Source organism: Corynebacterium sp. H113, assembly GCF_037572315.1.
Lineage (GTDB): Bacteria > Actinomycetota > Actinomycetes > Mycobacteriales > Mycobacteriaceae > Corynebacterium.
Genome location: NZ_JBBHKZ010000002.1, coordinates 111,515 through 125,711, shown reverse-complemented (window position 1 = coordinate 125,711; position 14,197 = coordinate 111,515). Strand labels below are relative to the sequence as shown.

Annotated in this window: 10 protein-coding genes; 1 reads left to right on the top strand and 9 read right to left on the bottom strand. The window is 55.9% G+C overall.

Annotated elements, in window-relative coordinates:
* Position 1: 1 nt before the first annotated feature.
* Positions 2-373, bottom strand: a complete 372-nt coding sequence (rpsL, locus tag WG938_RS01820; protein ID WP_339976956.1) for a 30S ribosomal protein S12 — start codon at positions 371-373, stop codon at positions 2-4.
* 447 nt (positions 374-820) lie between these two features.
* On the opposite strand from rpsL, the gene WG938_RS01815 reads away from it, so the two are divergent.
* A complete protein-coding gene (locus WG938_RS01815; RefSeq protein WP_339976954.1) occupies positions 821-1,528 on the top strand; it encodes a DUF1707 SHOCT-like domain-containing protein in 708 nt (235 codons plus the stop codon).
* Between the two features lie 70 nt (positions 1,529-1,598).
* On the opposite strand, the gene WG938_RS01810 is transcribed toward WG938_RS01815, so the two are convergent.
* The 8 genes from WG938_RS01810 to rplK all read right to left on the bottom strand — a co-directional run bounded on the left by WG938_RS01810 (position 1,599) and on the right by rplK (position 14,142).
* Positions 1,599-5,567, bottom strand: a complete 3,969-nt coding sequence (locus WG938_RS01810; protein WP_339978726.1) for a DNA-directed RNA polymerase subunit beta' — start codon at positions 5,565-5,567, stop codon at positions 1,599-1,601.
* Positions 5,568-5,669: 102 nt separating this feature from the next.
* A complete protein-coding gene (gene rpoB, locus WG938_RS01805) occupies positions 5,670-9,158 on the bottom strand; it encodes a DNA-directed RNA polymerase subunit beta (protein ID WP_339976952.1) in 3,489 nt (1,162 codons plus the stop codon).
* Between the two features lie 404 nt (positions 9,159-9,562).
* On the bottom strand, positions 9,563-10,591 hold the full coding sequence (locus WG938_RS01800) for a DUF3068 domain-containing protein (protein ID WP_339976950.1): 1,029 nt from the start codon (positions 10,589-10,591) through the stop codon (positions 9,563-9,565).
* Positions 10,592-10,819: 228 nt separating this feature from the next.
* Positions 10,820-11,203: a 50S ribosomal protein L7/L12 gene (gene rplL, locus WG938_RS01795; RefSeq protein ID WP_339976948.1), complete on the bottom strand. Its 384-nt coding sequence runs from the start codon at positions 11,201-11,203 to the stop codon at positions 10,820-10,822.
* A 78-nt stretch (positions 11,204-11,281) separates the two neighbouring features.
* Entirely contained in the window at positions 11,282-11,797 is a 516-nt protein-coding gene (gene rplJ / locus WG938_RS01790) for a 50S ribosomal protein L10 (RefSeq protein ID WP_339976946.1), read from the bottom strand.
* A gap of 368 nt (positions 11,798-12,165) precedes the next feature.
* Positions 12,166-12,783 carry a hypothetical protein gene (locus WG938_RS01785; protein ID WP_339976944.1) on the bottom strand — a complete coding sequence of 206 codons (618 nt, stop codon included), beginning with the start codon at positions 12,781-12,783 and terminating at the stop codon, positions 12,166-12,168.
* Between the two features lie 135 nt (positions 12,784-12,918).
* The gene (gene rplA / locus WG938_RS01780) at positions 12,919-13,635 is read right to left on the bottom strand and encodes a 50S ribosomal protein L1 (RefSeq protein ID WP_339976942.1); all 717 of its coding nucleotides are present in this window, start codon (positions 13,633-13,635) and stop codon (positions 12,919-12,921) included.
* A 69-nt stretch (positions 13,636-13,704) separates the two neighbouring features.
* Positions 13,705-14,142 (bottom strand): 50S ribosomal protein L11, encoded by a 438-nt coding sequence (gene rplK, locus WG938_RS01775; RefSeq protein WP_339976940.1) that lies wholly within the window; start codon positions 14,140-14,142, stop codon positions 13,705-13,707.
* Between the last annotated feature and the right edge of the window lie 55 nt (positions 14,143-14,197).

Sequence of the window (14,197 nt, the reverse complement as noted above, 5' to 3'; positions counted from 1 at the left end):
ATTACTTCTCCTTCTTTGCGCCGTAGCGGGAGCGAGCCTGCTTGCGGTCCTTGACACCCTGGGTGTCGAGGGAACCACGGACGATCTTGTAGCGAACACCTGGGAGGTCCTTCACACGACCACCACGAACGAGCACCATGGAGTGCTCCTGCAGGTTGTGGCCCTCACCTGGAATGTATGCGGAGACCTCGATACCGGTGGTCAGACGCACACGAGCTACCTTACGAAGAGCAGAGTTTGGCTTCTTCGGGGTGGTGGTGTAGACGCGGGTGCAAACGCCGCGACGCTGTGGGGAGCCCTTCAGGGCTGCCGTCGACGTCGACGACTTCTTGTCATGGCGGCCCTTACGGACCAGCTGCTGAATAGTTGGCATGAAGCCTCTTTCTTCATTAAAGCCTCTACCAGTCGGCGTAATCCGTGGCGCACCGGCGCTGGAGGGGCGTTTTTAAACGTGCGGAACCCAGTCAGCCGCTCTCGCTGGCCTACTGGGTAAATGTCGTCATACTCCCAAATCATGTGGGACTAGGCAATAACAGTAGTGCAACCTGCAACAATCACCCAAAACGCCAGGTGAGAACACACGAATTTGCCCCACCTCGCTTCTTCAACATGCGTGTCGGTGTGCAATCTTTCGCCCATATTGCTATATGAAGCCGTCCATCTTCACTGCGATTTTTATCCCCACGCCATGGATTCCATTACTTCTTTTCACTATCTCTACCTAGGCTTCAGCATTTGTGAACTTGTAGCCGGAGCCGTTGGTTTCCTCGACGATCTGTACGGCCCGTCAAAGACTTCACTGCGACCGTAGACTGAAGGCATGGACACCCCTCCACTCCGCGCCAGTGACGTACAACGTCGTCGTGTAGCAGAAGAGCTCGCCCACGCACTAGAACGCGGGCAGCTGACCTTGACCGAATTCGAAGAACGTACCGACAAGGTGTGGAAGACCACCTTGACAAAAGATCTGGGCACTGTCCTTGAAGATCTCGTACCAGACCCTCTTCGAATCCTTGATCAGGAACCTAGCCAGTACCCCTACCCTGTCGCACGGCAAGATGATGCCATTGAGGGTCGGTCCACCTCAATGGATCCTTATACCAACCGAGATCTCGCCGCCGTCGCGAAAGCTCATGTGACAAACGAACCTGGCGGTTCCAGCCTCTCGGTTGCCATCATGTTTGGCTCCGAGCAAGCCGGCGATTGGATCATTGACCCTCGACATACTGCTGTGGCGATTATGGGCGGCATTTCGTTGGACTTGCGACGCGCTCGTTTATCGTCCGCTCACACCGAAATTTTTGCCGTCGCAATTATGGGTGGAATCGAAGTAATTGTCCCCGAAGACATTCGACTGAGAGTCACTGGCCAGGGCATTATGGGCGGATTTGGCTCCACAACAGCCAACACTGTCACCATTGCTGGCCACGAACTTCCACCAGATGCGCCAGAAGTTATCATTCGTGGTGTTGCAATCATGGGTGGCGTGGAAGTCACCCGCGTACCACGTAGAAAGCTCGAGTCCTAGACTCACACTTACATAGCAAAGCACCCCAGCTCCGTTTTAGGAACCGGGGTGCTTCATGCTTTACGACGAACTACTCGTAGGTAGGCAGATCGTCCAAAGGTACTGCACGGCCGACTGGCTCTGCACCGTAAGTGTCTTCAGCGCCGTAGAAGCCCTCGCCAAGCGATGCGAACGGAGCCGCTGCCTGACGTGCTGCCTCTTCGGTCGGCTCAACCGAGATGTTGCGGTAGCGGTTAATACCGGTACCAGCTGGGATGAGCTTACCGATGATGACGTTCTCCTTGAGACCGATCAACTTATCGGAGCGCTTGTTGATTGCTGCATCGGTCAGGACACGAGTGGTCTCCTGGAACGAAGCCGCGGACAACCAGGACTCAGTCGCGAGCGATGCCTTGGTAATACCCATGAGCTCGAGACGCATCTGTACGGCCTTGCCACCTTCAGCCACAGCCTTTCGAGAAGCAGCCATAGCCTCGGAGTGTTCAACCAAGGAACCTGGCAGGAACTCGCTGTCACCGGACTCGATGACAGTCACGCGACGCAGCATCTGGCGAACAATAACCTCGATGTGCTTGTCGTGAATAGCTACACCCTGGTCACGGTAGACCGACTGAACTTCTTCAATCAGGTGACGCTGCACTCCACGACGTCCGCGAACTGTGAGAACCTCGTGCGGATCGGCTGCACCCTTCATGAGCTGGTCGCCGGAACGAACCTTATCGCCGGTCTCCAGTGCACGAATACGGTCGCCAGCGTGGATCTCGGCAAGACCCTGACGCTTGGACAGCTTCTCGTACACGACATCTTCCGAACCGTCGTCAGGTTCGATGGTCAGCGTGTAGAAGTGCTCGTCCGATTCCAGGCGAACAGTGCCGTCGACCGTTGCCAGTGGAGCCTTGTTCTTTGGCACGCGTGCCTCGAACAGTTCCTGAACACGTGGCAGACCACCGGTAATGTCGCCACCGACACCACCCTGGTGGAACGTACGCATGGTCAGCTGGGTACCCGGCTCACCAATCGACTGAGCTGCAACAATACCGACAGCCTCGCCAATGTCAACGGTCTTACCCGTTGCCATGGAACGGCCGTAGCACTTGGCACAGACACCCGTTGGAGTCGTACAGGTCAGAACCGAGCGGACTCGGATCTTCTCGATGCCCTTGTTGAGCATCAGCGTGACATCTTCATCGTTAATGTCGTGGCCCTCAGGCAAAACAACATTGCCCTCAGAGTCAACTACATCGGCCGCGAGGATACGAGCGATCGCGGACGTTTCAATGTACTTGGCACGACGCAGCTCACCAGTAGGTTCGCCCGAAGCATCCAACACTGGAACGCCAATCTCGACATCGACACCGTGGTTGGTGCCACAGTCGTCCTCACGCACGATGACGTCCTGGGCGACGTCAACAAGACGACGCGTCAAGTAACCGGAGTCTGCGGTACGCAGCGCGGTATCTGCCAGGCCCTTACGGGAACCGTGGGAGTTGTTGAAGTACTCGAGAACCGACAGACCTTCACGGAAGGAGGTCTTAATTGGGCGAGTGATGTACTCACCACGTGGGTTCGTCACCATGCCCTTCATGCCAGCCAGGGAGTGAATCTGGCCCATGTTACCGGCAGCGCCCGACTTCACGATCATCGGAATTGGGTTGTCGTCTGGGTACAGAGCTTCAACCTTTTCGCCGACCTCGGCGGTAGCAGCCTTCCACAGGTTAACCAGCGATTCGTGACGCTCAGCAGCGGATAGCTTACCGCGGCGGAACTTCTTCTCGACGGTGACAGCTTTCGCTTCGTACTCGTTCAGGATCTCTCGCTTGTTAGGGAGAACCAAAACGTCCGACATGGCAATGGTCACACCGGAACGCGTAGCCCAATAGAAGCCCGCATCCTTCAGCTTGTCGACGGTCTGTGCGACCGTAATCATTGGGTAGCGCGCAGCGAGGTCGTTAATGATTGCAGCCTGTGGCTTCTTACTCATGATGCCTTCGACGTATGGGTAGTTCCATGGCAGCAATTCGTTGAACATGACACGACCCAGGGTGGTACGTGCAGTCCAGACCTGACCCTTTTCCCATCCATCTGGGAACTGCTCAGCTTCAATGTCAGCTGGCGGACGCAGGTGCGAAATACGAACCTTGATTGGCGACTGCAGACCGATGGCACCGGAGTCCATAGCCATGATCGCTTCCGCTGGAGATTCGTAAATACCCTGCTCTGGAGCGTCTGCGGATGCTTCCTGGTAACCGCCAGGAAGTTCAGCCTTCTCCAGGGTCAGGAAGTACAAACCGGTGACCATGTCCAGACGTGGCATAGCCAGTGGCTTACCGGATGCTGGCGACAAAATGTTGTTCGACGACAGCATCAGGATGCGGGCTTCAGCCTGAGCTTCAGCAGACAGAGGCAAGTGAACTGCCATCTGGTCACCGTCGAAGTCAGCGTTGAATGCTTCACATGCCAGTGGGTGCAGCTGAATAGCCTTACCCTCGACCAAGACTGGCTCGAATGCCTGAATACCCAGACGGTGCAGCGTTGGTGCACGGTTCAGCATCACTGGGTGGCCAGTAATGACATCTTCGAGAACGTCCCACACCTCTGGGCGCTGACGCTCGACCATGCGCTTCGCAGACTTAATGTTCTGCGCGTAGCTCTTTGCAACAAGCTCCTTCATGACGAAAGGCTTGAACAGCTCGAGAGCCATCAGCTTTGGCAGACCACACTGGTGCAGCTTGAGCTGTGGACCAACGATAATTACCGAACGGCCAGAGTAGTCAACACGCTTACCCAGCAAGTTCTGACGGAAACGACCCTGCTTACCCTTCAGCAGATCCGAGAGAGACTTCAGCGGACGGTTGCCTGGGCCGGTGACCGGACGACCGCGACGACCATTGTCGAACAGGGCGTCAACGGACTCTTGCAACATGCGCTTCTCGTTGTTCACGATGATCTCTGGAGCACCCAGGTCGATCATGCGCTTCAAACGATTGTTGCGGTTGATGACACGACGGTAGAGGTCATTCAAGTCGGACGTCGCAAAGCGACCACCGTCGAGCTGAACCATTGGACGCAACTCAGGTGGGATGACTGGGATGCAGTCAAGCACCATGGCGGCTGGGTCATTCTTGGATTGCAGGAATGCAGCGACGACCTTCAGACGCTTCAGTGCACGCATCTTCTTCTGGCCCTTGCCGTCGCGAATGATCTCGCGCAGCTCAACAGCCTCAGCTTCGAGGTCGAAGTTGCGGATCAGGGTCTGAATAGCTTCAGCACCCATACCACCGGTGAAGTAGTCCTCGTAACGGTCGACGAGCTCGGTGTAAATCGACTCATCGATGATCATCTGCTTTGGCTCAAGCTTGATGAAGGTGTTCCAGATTTCATCCAGACGATCGAGCTCACGCTGAGCACGCTCACGAATGTGGCGCATTTCGCGTTCCGCTGCGTTCTGTACCTTCTTACGAGCATCAGCCTTCGCACCAGCAGCTTCAAGCTCAGCCAGGTCCTGTTCCAGAACCTGAGCACGCTCTGCCAGCTCCTGGTCGCGGTCATCCTCGACCATCTTCTTGTCGACGAGCATGTCAGCTTCGAGGGTCGTCTGATCGTTATGACGAGCCTCTTCATCGACGGAAGTGATGATGTTAGCCGCGAAGTAAATGATCTTTTCCAGATCCTTCGGAGCCAAGTCCAGGAGGTAACCAAGGCGGCTAGGCACGCCCTTGAAGTACCAAATATGGGTTACTGGAGCGGCGAGCTCGATGTGGCCCATGCGCTCACGACGAACCTTAGACTTGGTGACTTCTACACCACAGCGCTCACAGATAATGCCCTTGAAGCGGACGCGCTTGTACTTACCACAAGCACATTCCCAGTCACGGGTAGGTCCGAAGATGCGCTCACAGAAAAGGCCGTCCTTTTCTGGCTTGAGCGTGCGGTAGTTAATCGTCTCTGGCTTCTTGACCTCACCGCGCGACCAGCGGCGAATGTCGTCAGCGGTGGCGAGTCCAATACGGAGCTCGTCAAAGTTGTTGACGTCGAGCACCTGTTTTCCCTTTCCTTCCGCGGTATTCACATTGCGGAGGTTTTCTTACGTTTTGAGTATGTATGGGCTTTCGTGCGTGAGGGCGCGCCTCACTGGTACGGACTAAGCCGTATCAGCGTCGGTGCGCTCGTCACGTGACAGGTTGATACCCAGAGACGCAGTTGCATGATCAAGTTCGTCGTCATCCGAAGAACCGAGCTCAACTGGTACGCCATCAGCCGAGAGAACCTCGACATTCAGACACAGAGACTGGAGCTCCTTCAAGAGCACCTTGAACGACTCCGGAATACCTGGATCCGGAATGTTGTCTCCCTTAACAATTGCTTCGTAGACCTTCACGCGGCCGACCACGTCGTCAGACTTGATGGTCAGAAGTTCCTGCAGGGTGTATGCAGCACCGTATGCCTGCATTGCCCACACTTCCATTTCACCGAAGCGCTGACCACCGAACTGTGCCTTACCACCCAGCGGCTGCTGGGTAATCATGGAGTACGGGCCAGTGGAACGTGCGTGAATCTTCTCGTCGACCAAGTGGTGCAGCTTCAGCATGTACATGTAGCCAACAGACACTGGGAATGGGAACTTCTCACCCGAGCGACCGTCGAACAAGGTTGCCTTGCCGTCTGCATTCACCATGACGTCGCCGTCGCGGTTTGGACGCGAGGACGCAAGCAGACCTGCGAGCTCCTCGTTCTCCGCGCCGTCGAACACTGGCGTTGCGACGAGAGAGTCAGCTGGCACATCGTGCAGTTCTGCCGGCAGGCGCTTTGCCCAATCCGGATCGCCGTCGATGGTCCAGCCAGCCTTTGCCAACCAGCCGAGGTGAACTTCCAGAACCTGGCCGATGTTCATACGACGAGGAACACCATGCGTGTTCAGGATGATGTCAACTGGCGTGCCATCTGGAAGGAATGGCATGTCTTCCTGAGGCAGAATCTTGCCGATAACACCCTTGTTACCGTGACGACCTGCCATCTTGTCGCCGTCCTGAATTTTGCGCTTCTGTGCCACGTAGACACGAATCATCTCGTTGACGCCAGGAGCCAAGTCGTCGTCGTCTTCGCGCGAGAACACGCGAACACCAATGACCTTGCCGGACTCGCCGTGTGGAACACGCATCGAAGTATCGCGAACTTCACGGGACTTCTCGCCAAAGATCGCACGGAGCAGGCGCTCTTCTGGAGTCAGCTCCGTCTCACCCTTAGGGGTGGTCTTTGCGACGAGGATGTCGCCATCGCGAACGTCAGCACCAATACGCACAATGCCGCGCTCGTCGAGGTCCTTCAGCATCTCTTCGGATGCGTTAGGAATGTCGCGAGTGATTTCCTCCGGCCCCAGCTTCGTGTCACGAGCGTCGATCTCGTGCTCTTCGATGTGGATGGAGGTCAGGATGTCTTCTTCAACCATGCGCTGGTTGAGGATGATGGCGTCCTCGTAGTTGTGGCCTTCCCATGGCATGAATGCCACGAGCAGGTTCTTACCGAGAGCCATTTCACCGTTATCGGTGCCTGGGCCGTCCGCAATGACCTGACCTTCAAGAACACGATCGCCTTCGTCAACCAAAGGCTTCTGGTTGTAGCAGGTGCCCTGGTTGGTGCGTTCGAACTTGCGAAGCAGGAAGGTGTGGCGCTGACCGGAATCATCCATGATGGTGATGAAGTCAGCGGTGACGGTCTCTACTGCGCCGTCGCAAGGTGCGATGACAACGTCGCCAGCATCGTATGCGGCGCGCTGCTCCATGCCGGTACCGACAAATGGGGCTTCGGAACGCAGCAGTGGCACAGCCTGACGCTGCATGTTCGCACCCATGAGGGCACGGTTAGCATCGTCATGCTCGAGGAATGGAATCATTGCGGTAGCGACCGACACCATCTGGCGAGGAGACACGTCCAGGTAGTCAACCTCGGAAGCGCGGACCGACTCGACGTCGCCACCCTTCTTACGAACCGACAGGGTCTCCTGAACGAACTGACCGTTTTCGTCGATAGGCGTGTTTGCCTGTGCGACGACGTAGCGGTCCTCTTCATCAGCGGTCAGGTAATCGACGTCATCGGTGATGCGTCCGTCGACAACGCGACGGTAAGGAGTCTCGATGAAACCGAATGGGTTCACTCGTGCGTACACGGACAGCGAACCAATCAGACCAATGTTTGGACCTTCTGGGGTCTCAATTGGGCACATACGACCGTAGTGCGATGGGTGCACGTCTCGAACTTCGAGGCCAGCACGCTCACGCGACAGACCGCCTGGGCCAAGAGCCGACAGACGACGCTTGTGGGTCAAGCCCGACAGCGAGTTGTTCTGATCCATGAACTGCGACAGCTGCGAAGTACCGAAGAACTCACGGATAGCTGCGGAGACTGGGCGAACGTTGATCAGTGTGGTTGGCTGGATCGACTCGACGTCCTGCGTGGTCATGCGCTCACGAACGACGCGCTCCATACGGGACAGACCAACGCGAACCTGATTCTGAATCAGCTCGCCGACAGTACGCAGACGACGGTTACCGAAGTGGTCGATGTCGTCGACCTCAACTGGAACCTCTACGCCGTCTGGCGAGGTCATGGTCTTCTCACCTTCGTGCAAACGCACGAGGTACTCGATAGTGGTAGCGATGTCCTGCTCGGTGAGCACCATCTCACCTACAGCGTCGCCGCCGAGGCCCAGCTTACGGTTGACCTTGTAGCGACCAACCTTTGCCAGGTCGTAGCGCTTTGGCTTGAAAAAGTTATTCTCCAGCAGTGCCAGCGCAGACTCACGCGTTGGTGGCTCGCCTGGGCGCTGCTTGCGGTAGATCTCGAGGAGAGCTTCGTCGGTGTTAGCGACGCCGTCCTTCTCCAGAGTCGACATCATGATCTCAGAGAAGCCGAAGCGCTCCTTGATCTCTTCGGTGGTCCAACCAAAAGCCTTCAGCAGCACAGTGACTGGCTGACGACGCTTACGGTCGATACGAACGCCGACGGTGTCCCGCTTGTCGACGTCGAACTCGAGCCACGCACCACGTGAAGGGATAATCTTCACTGCGTGGAGCGGACGCTCGGTGGACTTGTCGATGGTCTCGTCAAAGTACACGCCCGGCGAACGGACGAGCTGAGACACAACGACACGTTCGGTGCCGTTGACGATGAATGTGCCCTTACCGGTCATCATTGGGAAATCACCAATGAAAACGGTCTGGCTCTTAATTTCACCGGTCTCGCGGTTGGTGAACTCTGCGGTCACATACAGTGGCGCCGAGTAATTGATGTCCTTGTCCTTGGATTCATCAACGGTGTTCTTCACATCGTCGAACCACGGATCTGACAAAGTCAGAGACATCTTCCCCGAGTAGTCCTCAATTGGGGACAATTCTTCCAGGATGTCTTCGAGGCCGCTTGTTACACGTGCCTCTTCGCCTAGCTCTTCTTGTCGACGAGCACGCCACTCGGGCGTGCCAATGAGCCATGCGAAAGATTCACGCTGCAAATCAAGAAGACCAGGAACCGCAATTGGCTCGCTGATCTTCGCAAACGAGAACCTCTTCGAAGCTCCGGGAATACCGGTAACTGCCTTGGTCTGGCGGGAGACTGCCAAGATGCGTCCTTCCAGCACCTCACGCGGTGAGCAACCAAAAACCCCATTGGTTAGCCCGCCCGCTTGGTTTATACGCGTATTAGTTGCAGGAATTGGGAGCGCGTGTTGGTCGATCTCAACGCGAAAAGGGCGGAAAAAACGTTGTGTTTTACCCGCAAATTTCAGCTTTAAAGCCCGTCCAGACACACTAATTCCAGCGCAACGACTCAGCCTATATGAATTAGTCTCGATTGTCCACTAGCCGAAGCGGAACCATCTGAACGGTAGCGCCGGCAGCACCGGCGTGTCACACAATCAGTGCCGACGAAAAATCTCGGGCGGGCAGTTTCGGACGGGCCTGCGTCCGGCACTGAGCGCGTGCACAGCACACCCTACCCCGATTTCAGAAGTCTGCAGGGATTGGCGACCACTTTTTTAGATTTTTACTGGTCATCCTGTACTGGATCCAGCGTGAACTTCTTCTCTTCTGGTTCGACTGGTGTTGGCTCATCGCCTGCTTTACGACGTTCTGGCCGGACAGCACCCACGGTTCCAGCGAAAGCGAGGATCGCACCAATGGTGATGAGCGCGATTGACCACGGACGAAGGGGGGTCGTCGAGTAGACGTGACGGGCACCTGCCAGAAGCCACGCCGTTTCGCTTTCTTCCATCTTGCCGGTGAAATCCAAGTAGGTCATGAGCTTTTCGCCATCGCGCGTTTCCCACCACAAGTTGATGTCCTCCGCGACATCAACAACTAGGCCAGATCGTGGCTCGACGTACCAATCACGGGTTCCCTCGTACGTCAGGAAACCATCTTTGCCGTCAATGGAGATATGCGTGTTGTTACCCCGGTAATGAGTCGCCACATTGGTCTTGTCGATCTTCTGCGTGAAGTGCAAAACCTCTTCCCCATTACGAGTGTCCTTGCCCTTAAAATCTGCAGGAACAGACTCTCGCAAGAAGTCATCGAATACCGGGTAGGTCTTCTCCTCAGTTCCGGCGGGGAACTTCACCCAGTACCCGTCGACAGGCACCTGGCGTGGCACACCAGCCATTCGATCCACAATGGTTGCTGGACCTTGGAACTTACCGCTGAGGCGATCAATGGAAAACGTCCATACCTGTGCATCAATCAGCTCAGTAATGTCAGCGGTACCAACGACTTCTGCATCCATTTCACGAATGACCGACGTGCCTACACGTAGGGACACGCGCTCCTTATCCGCAGGCTGGATCAATTCACCGTGCAACTGACGACGAATCGGTGATGTCACCTCTTCCCTACTGCCATCCTCCGCAATCTTGCTGGAGACACCCTCAGCAGACCGCATGACGTACGACGTCGGAGGGAGGTCGAGTGGCAACTTGGGATCGTCGGAAAGCAAGCGTGGCAACAGCACACCAATGGCGATCAGAGCGGCTCCGAGTCCCAAGATGAGGACTGAAGCGATGCGCGAGCGTGGAAGCATAAGTGTCACTTTACAGTTGGTGGATTGAAACCCAGAAGTCATCGGTGTTACGAAGCTAGTGCGCTACGTACTGAACACTCTTGTGACAGGTCACATCTGGCTCGACTTCTGGTAGGGCATTGCGTTGATCCATACAACGCAAAAGCCACTCACCTGCATAACGCAGGTGAGTGGCCTTTACAAGTTTGTGTGGGCAACTAGGCCACACTCAACAAGAATTCCGGGGAATTACTTGAGGGAAACCTTAGCGCCAGCCTCTTCGAGCTTGGTCTTTGCAGCCTCAGCGTCGTCCTTGGAAGCAGCTTCCAGGATAGCCTTTGGAGCGGACTCAACGAGCTCCTTAGCTTCCTTCAGGCCCAGGCCGGAGACGATCTCGCGGACAGCCTTAATAACGCCGATCTTCTTAGCGCCTGCGTCCTCGAGAACGACGTCGAACTCGTCCTTCTCTTCAGCAGCAGCCTCGCCGCCAGCAGCGCCAGCAGCAGCAACAGCAACTGGAGCAGCTGCGGTTACGTCGAACTCTTCCTCGAAAGCCTTCTTGAACTCGGTGAGCTCAACGAGGGTCATTTCCTTGAACGCTTCGAGCAGTTCCTCGGTGGTGTACTTAGCCATGGAATTTCTCCTATGAAGTATGGTGCGGCCGATTGGCCGCGAAAGTTATATGTGGTTTTTCGCGTACGGGCCGCAGCTCTACTGCTTCTTTTCCTCGAGTGCCGCAGCAAGACGTGCGACGGAGGAAGTAGGAGCATCGAGCAGGCCAGCGACGTTCGCCAGAACGCCATTGAAAGCACCAGCCAGCTTTGCCAGCGTGGTCTCGCGGTTGTCCATATCCGCGAGGGCTTCGAACTGAGCGGAGTCCATGACTGCGCCGTCCATGTAGCCGCCCTTGATCACGAGCTTGTCGTTCTCCTTGGAGAACTTCTTGATCGCCTTAGCAGCGTCAACAGCTTCGCCCTTAATGAAGGCAACAGCGGTTGGGCCGTTCAGGAGATCATCAAGACCCTCGATGCCCGCCTGGTTAGCAGCGAGCTTGATCATGGTGTTCTTGGCGACGGAGTACTTAACGTCTGCACCAAGTGCGCGACGAAGCTCAGTAATCTCGGTAACGGTCAAGCCGCGGTATTCAGTCAGAACTACAGCGCTGGACTCTTCAACATCCTGCTTCAGTACTGCTACAGCTGCTTCCTTTTGAGCGGTTACTGCCATGTGTACTCTCGCCTCCTTCCTGGTCTGTCGTAGTTTCCAACGGTCTAGCACCAGAAAAACAAAAGCACCCCAGACGCAAAAGGCATCAGGGGCGCAGCATTACCGGGCCATGTTTACACACGACACGAAGCGAGAAACACGAAGCTTCTCTACTGTCCCAAGTCCTCCTACGTGGGCCGCCAGCGTTTCGCTGAGCCTTCAACCCGATTTCTCGGGTGACCGACGGTCTTCGGTGAAACTTGATTGCCAACTCCTCGTTGCGAGCAATCTCTTGCGCGCTCCGAAAGTCAGTCAAACTTCGTTAGAAACAATAGCCTAGTTGCATACTAGGACAAAATCGCTGGTCAACTGCAACGTTCCGCCAGCTTCTATTCCCACATTCCAAACTTCAGTTGGCGTTCCCGGTTCTCTACATACCGCTCTACTTCCATGAAATACGCCAGCAGATCGACATCGCCGGCAAACATCACCGAATCGGCGTAACGCTGCACCACCCGCACCATGTCATCCGGATGCGCATCCAAGCTCGCTGCCCCCAGCAAGTCATTGGTCATCCGAAGCGCGACGACAACTGCAGGTGGTAATCCCGGAACTTCAATCTGCTTTTCGACGAGCTCCTTTAGCTCCACCGCCTCCATGCGGGCCATAGCGCGGAGCATATGGATGATGACTGTCTTCGCGGCGTCAATAGCTTCCTGTACCGCTGGCATCGCCATCAGGTCAGACGAATACAACGTGCAGTCTTTGGCTGTGCGGTTAAACAAGTCCGCCACTGCATCATCTTCCTCCAGGCCAATGAGGACAACACCCAAAAGGCAGTGGCCCTCCCTGCGTAGGCGTGGGTACCTATACAGATCGTCGCCAAGCGAGTCGAGGAAAGCGATCAACTCGTCTTTAATCCAGCCCGAACCGTCATCGAGGGATGCCAAGCCACTGATTGTGTCCAGGGCGCGGCGCTCGATTTCAGCGCGAGAGGTCATTTGCATACCCCGGATTTTAGGCGCTACCCGCCTAGTCGTGGTCATTTTTGAGAAATTGCGGGAGCCAACCAGCACCGCGAATGCAACAACCCCGGCACTTCACAAGGAAGTGCCGGGGTTATGCAGTACTAAAGGTGTGGCTTACGCCTCTTCAGCACCGGTGAAGTTCTTGATGACGGTGTTGTCAACGAGAATGCCAGGTCCCTGGGTTGCAGAGATGGTGATCTTCTTCAGGTACTTACCCTTGGAAGAAGATGGCTTCAGACGCAGGAGCTCGTCAATGAGAGCACCGTAGTTCTCAGCCAGCTGCTCAGCGGTGAAGGAAGCCTTACCGATGATTGCCTGCAGGTTGGAAGCCTTATCAACGCGGAAGGAGATCTTACCGCCCTTGATTTCCTTGACTGCCTTAGCAACGTCTGGGGTGACGGTGCCGGTCTTAGGGTTTGGCATCAGACCACGTGGGCCGAGGATACGAGCGACGCGACCAACCTTGGCCATCTGGTCTGGGGTTGCGATAGCAGCATCGAAGTCAGTCCAGCCACCCTGGATCTTTTCGATGAGCTCGTCGGTGCCAATCATGTCAGCGCCAGCTTCTTCAGCCTTGGTAGCGTTCTCGCCAGCAGCGAAAACGATGACGCGGACGGTCTTACCGGTGCCGTGTGGCAGCGAAACGGTGCCACGAACGAGCTGGTCTGCCTTACGTGGGTCAACGCCCAGGCGGATAGCAACGTCTACGGATGGATCGTAGTTCTTGGAAGCAGTTTCCTTAACCAAGGTGGTTGCCTCGATTGGCGAGTAGATGCGACCCTTGTCGACCTTCTCGGCTGCTGCCTTGTATGCCTTAGAATTCTTGCTCATTATGAGTCCAATCTAAAGAGTGTTGGATGTGGTTGACGGGCCGAAAGCTGGCCCTGCCACGGGGGTTACTTACTTTGCACCTTCGACGGTGATGCCCATGGAACGAGCGGTACCAGCGATGATGCGTGCGCCCATCTCAATGTCGTTTGCATTGAGGTCAGGCTTCTTCAGCTCTGCGATTTCCTTGCACTGCTCCCACGTAACGGAACCGACCTTGTCGGTGTGTGGAACGCCGGAGCCCTTCTTCAGGCCAGCAGCCTTCAGCAGCAGCTTAGCTGCTGGTGGGGTCTTCAGAACGAAGGTGAACGAACGGTCTTCGTACACGGAGATTTCAACAGGAACAACGTTGCCGCGCTGGTTCTCAGTCGCAGCGTTGTATGCCTTACAGAACTCCATGATGTTGACGCCGTGCGCACCCAGTGCTGGGCCAACTGGAGGAGCTGGGTTAGCAGCGCCTGCCTGGATCTGCAGCTTGATCAGCGCAGAAAGCTTCTTCTTCGGAGCCATCGGATTACCTACTTCCTAGTTACCGGGTACCTGGTGTCCCGATGAAACAAAACAC

Coding starts and splice junctions, on each gene's coding strand:
- WG938_RS01800 (WP_339976950.1), bottom strand. CDS start 10,591: ATGCTTCCACGCTCGCGCATCGCTTCAGTCCTCATCTTGGGACTCGGA.
- rplJ (WP_339976946.1), bottom strand. CDS start 11,797: ATGGCAGTAACCGCTCAAAAGGAAGCAGCTGTAGCAGTACTGAAGCAG.
- rplL (WP_339976948.1), bottom strand. CDS start 11,203: ATGGCTAAGTACACCACCGAGGAACTGCTCGAAGCGTTCAAGGAAATG.
- WG938_RS01815 (WP_339976954.1), top strand. CDS start 821: ATGGACACCCCTCCACTCCGCGCCAGTGACGTACAACGTCGTCGTGTA.
- rpsL (WP_339976956.1), bottom strand. CDS start 373: ATGCCAACTATTCAGCAGCTGGTCCGTAAGGGCCGCCATGACAAGAAG.
- rplK (WP_339976940.1), bottom strand. CDS start 14,142: ATGGCTCCGAAGAAGAAGCTTTCTGCGCTGATCAAGCTGCAGATCCAG.
- rplA (WP_339976942.1), bottom strand. CDS start 13,635: ATGAGCAAGAATTCTAAGGCATACAAGGCAGCAGCCGAGAAGGTCGAC.
- WG938_RS01785 (WP_339976944.1), bottom strand. CDS start 12,783: ATGCAAATGACCTCTCGCGCTGAAATCGAGCGCCGCGCCCTGGACACA.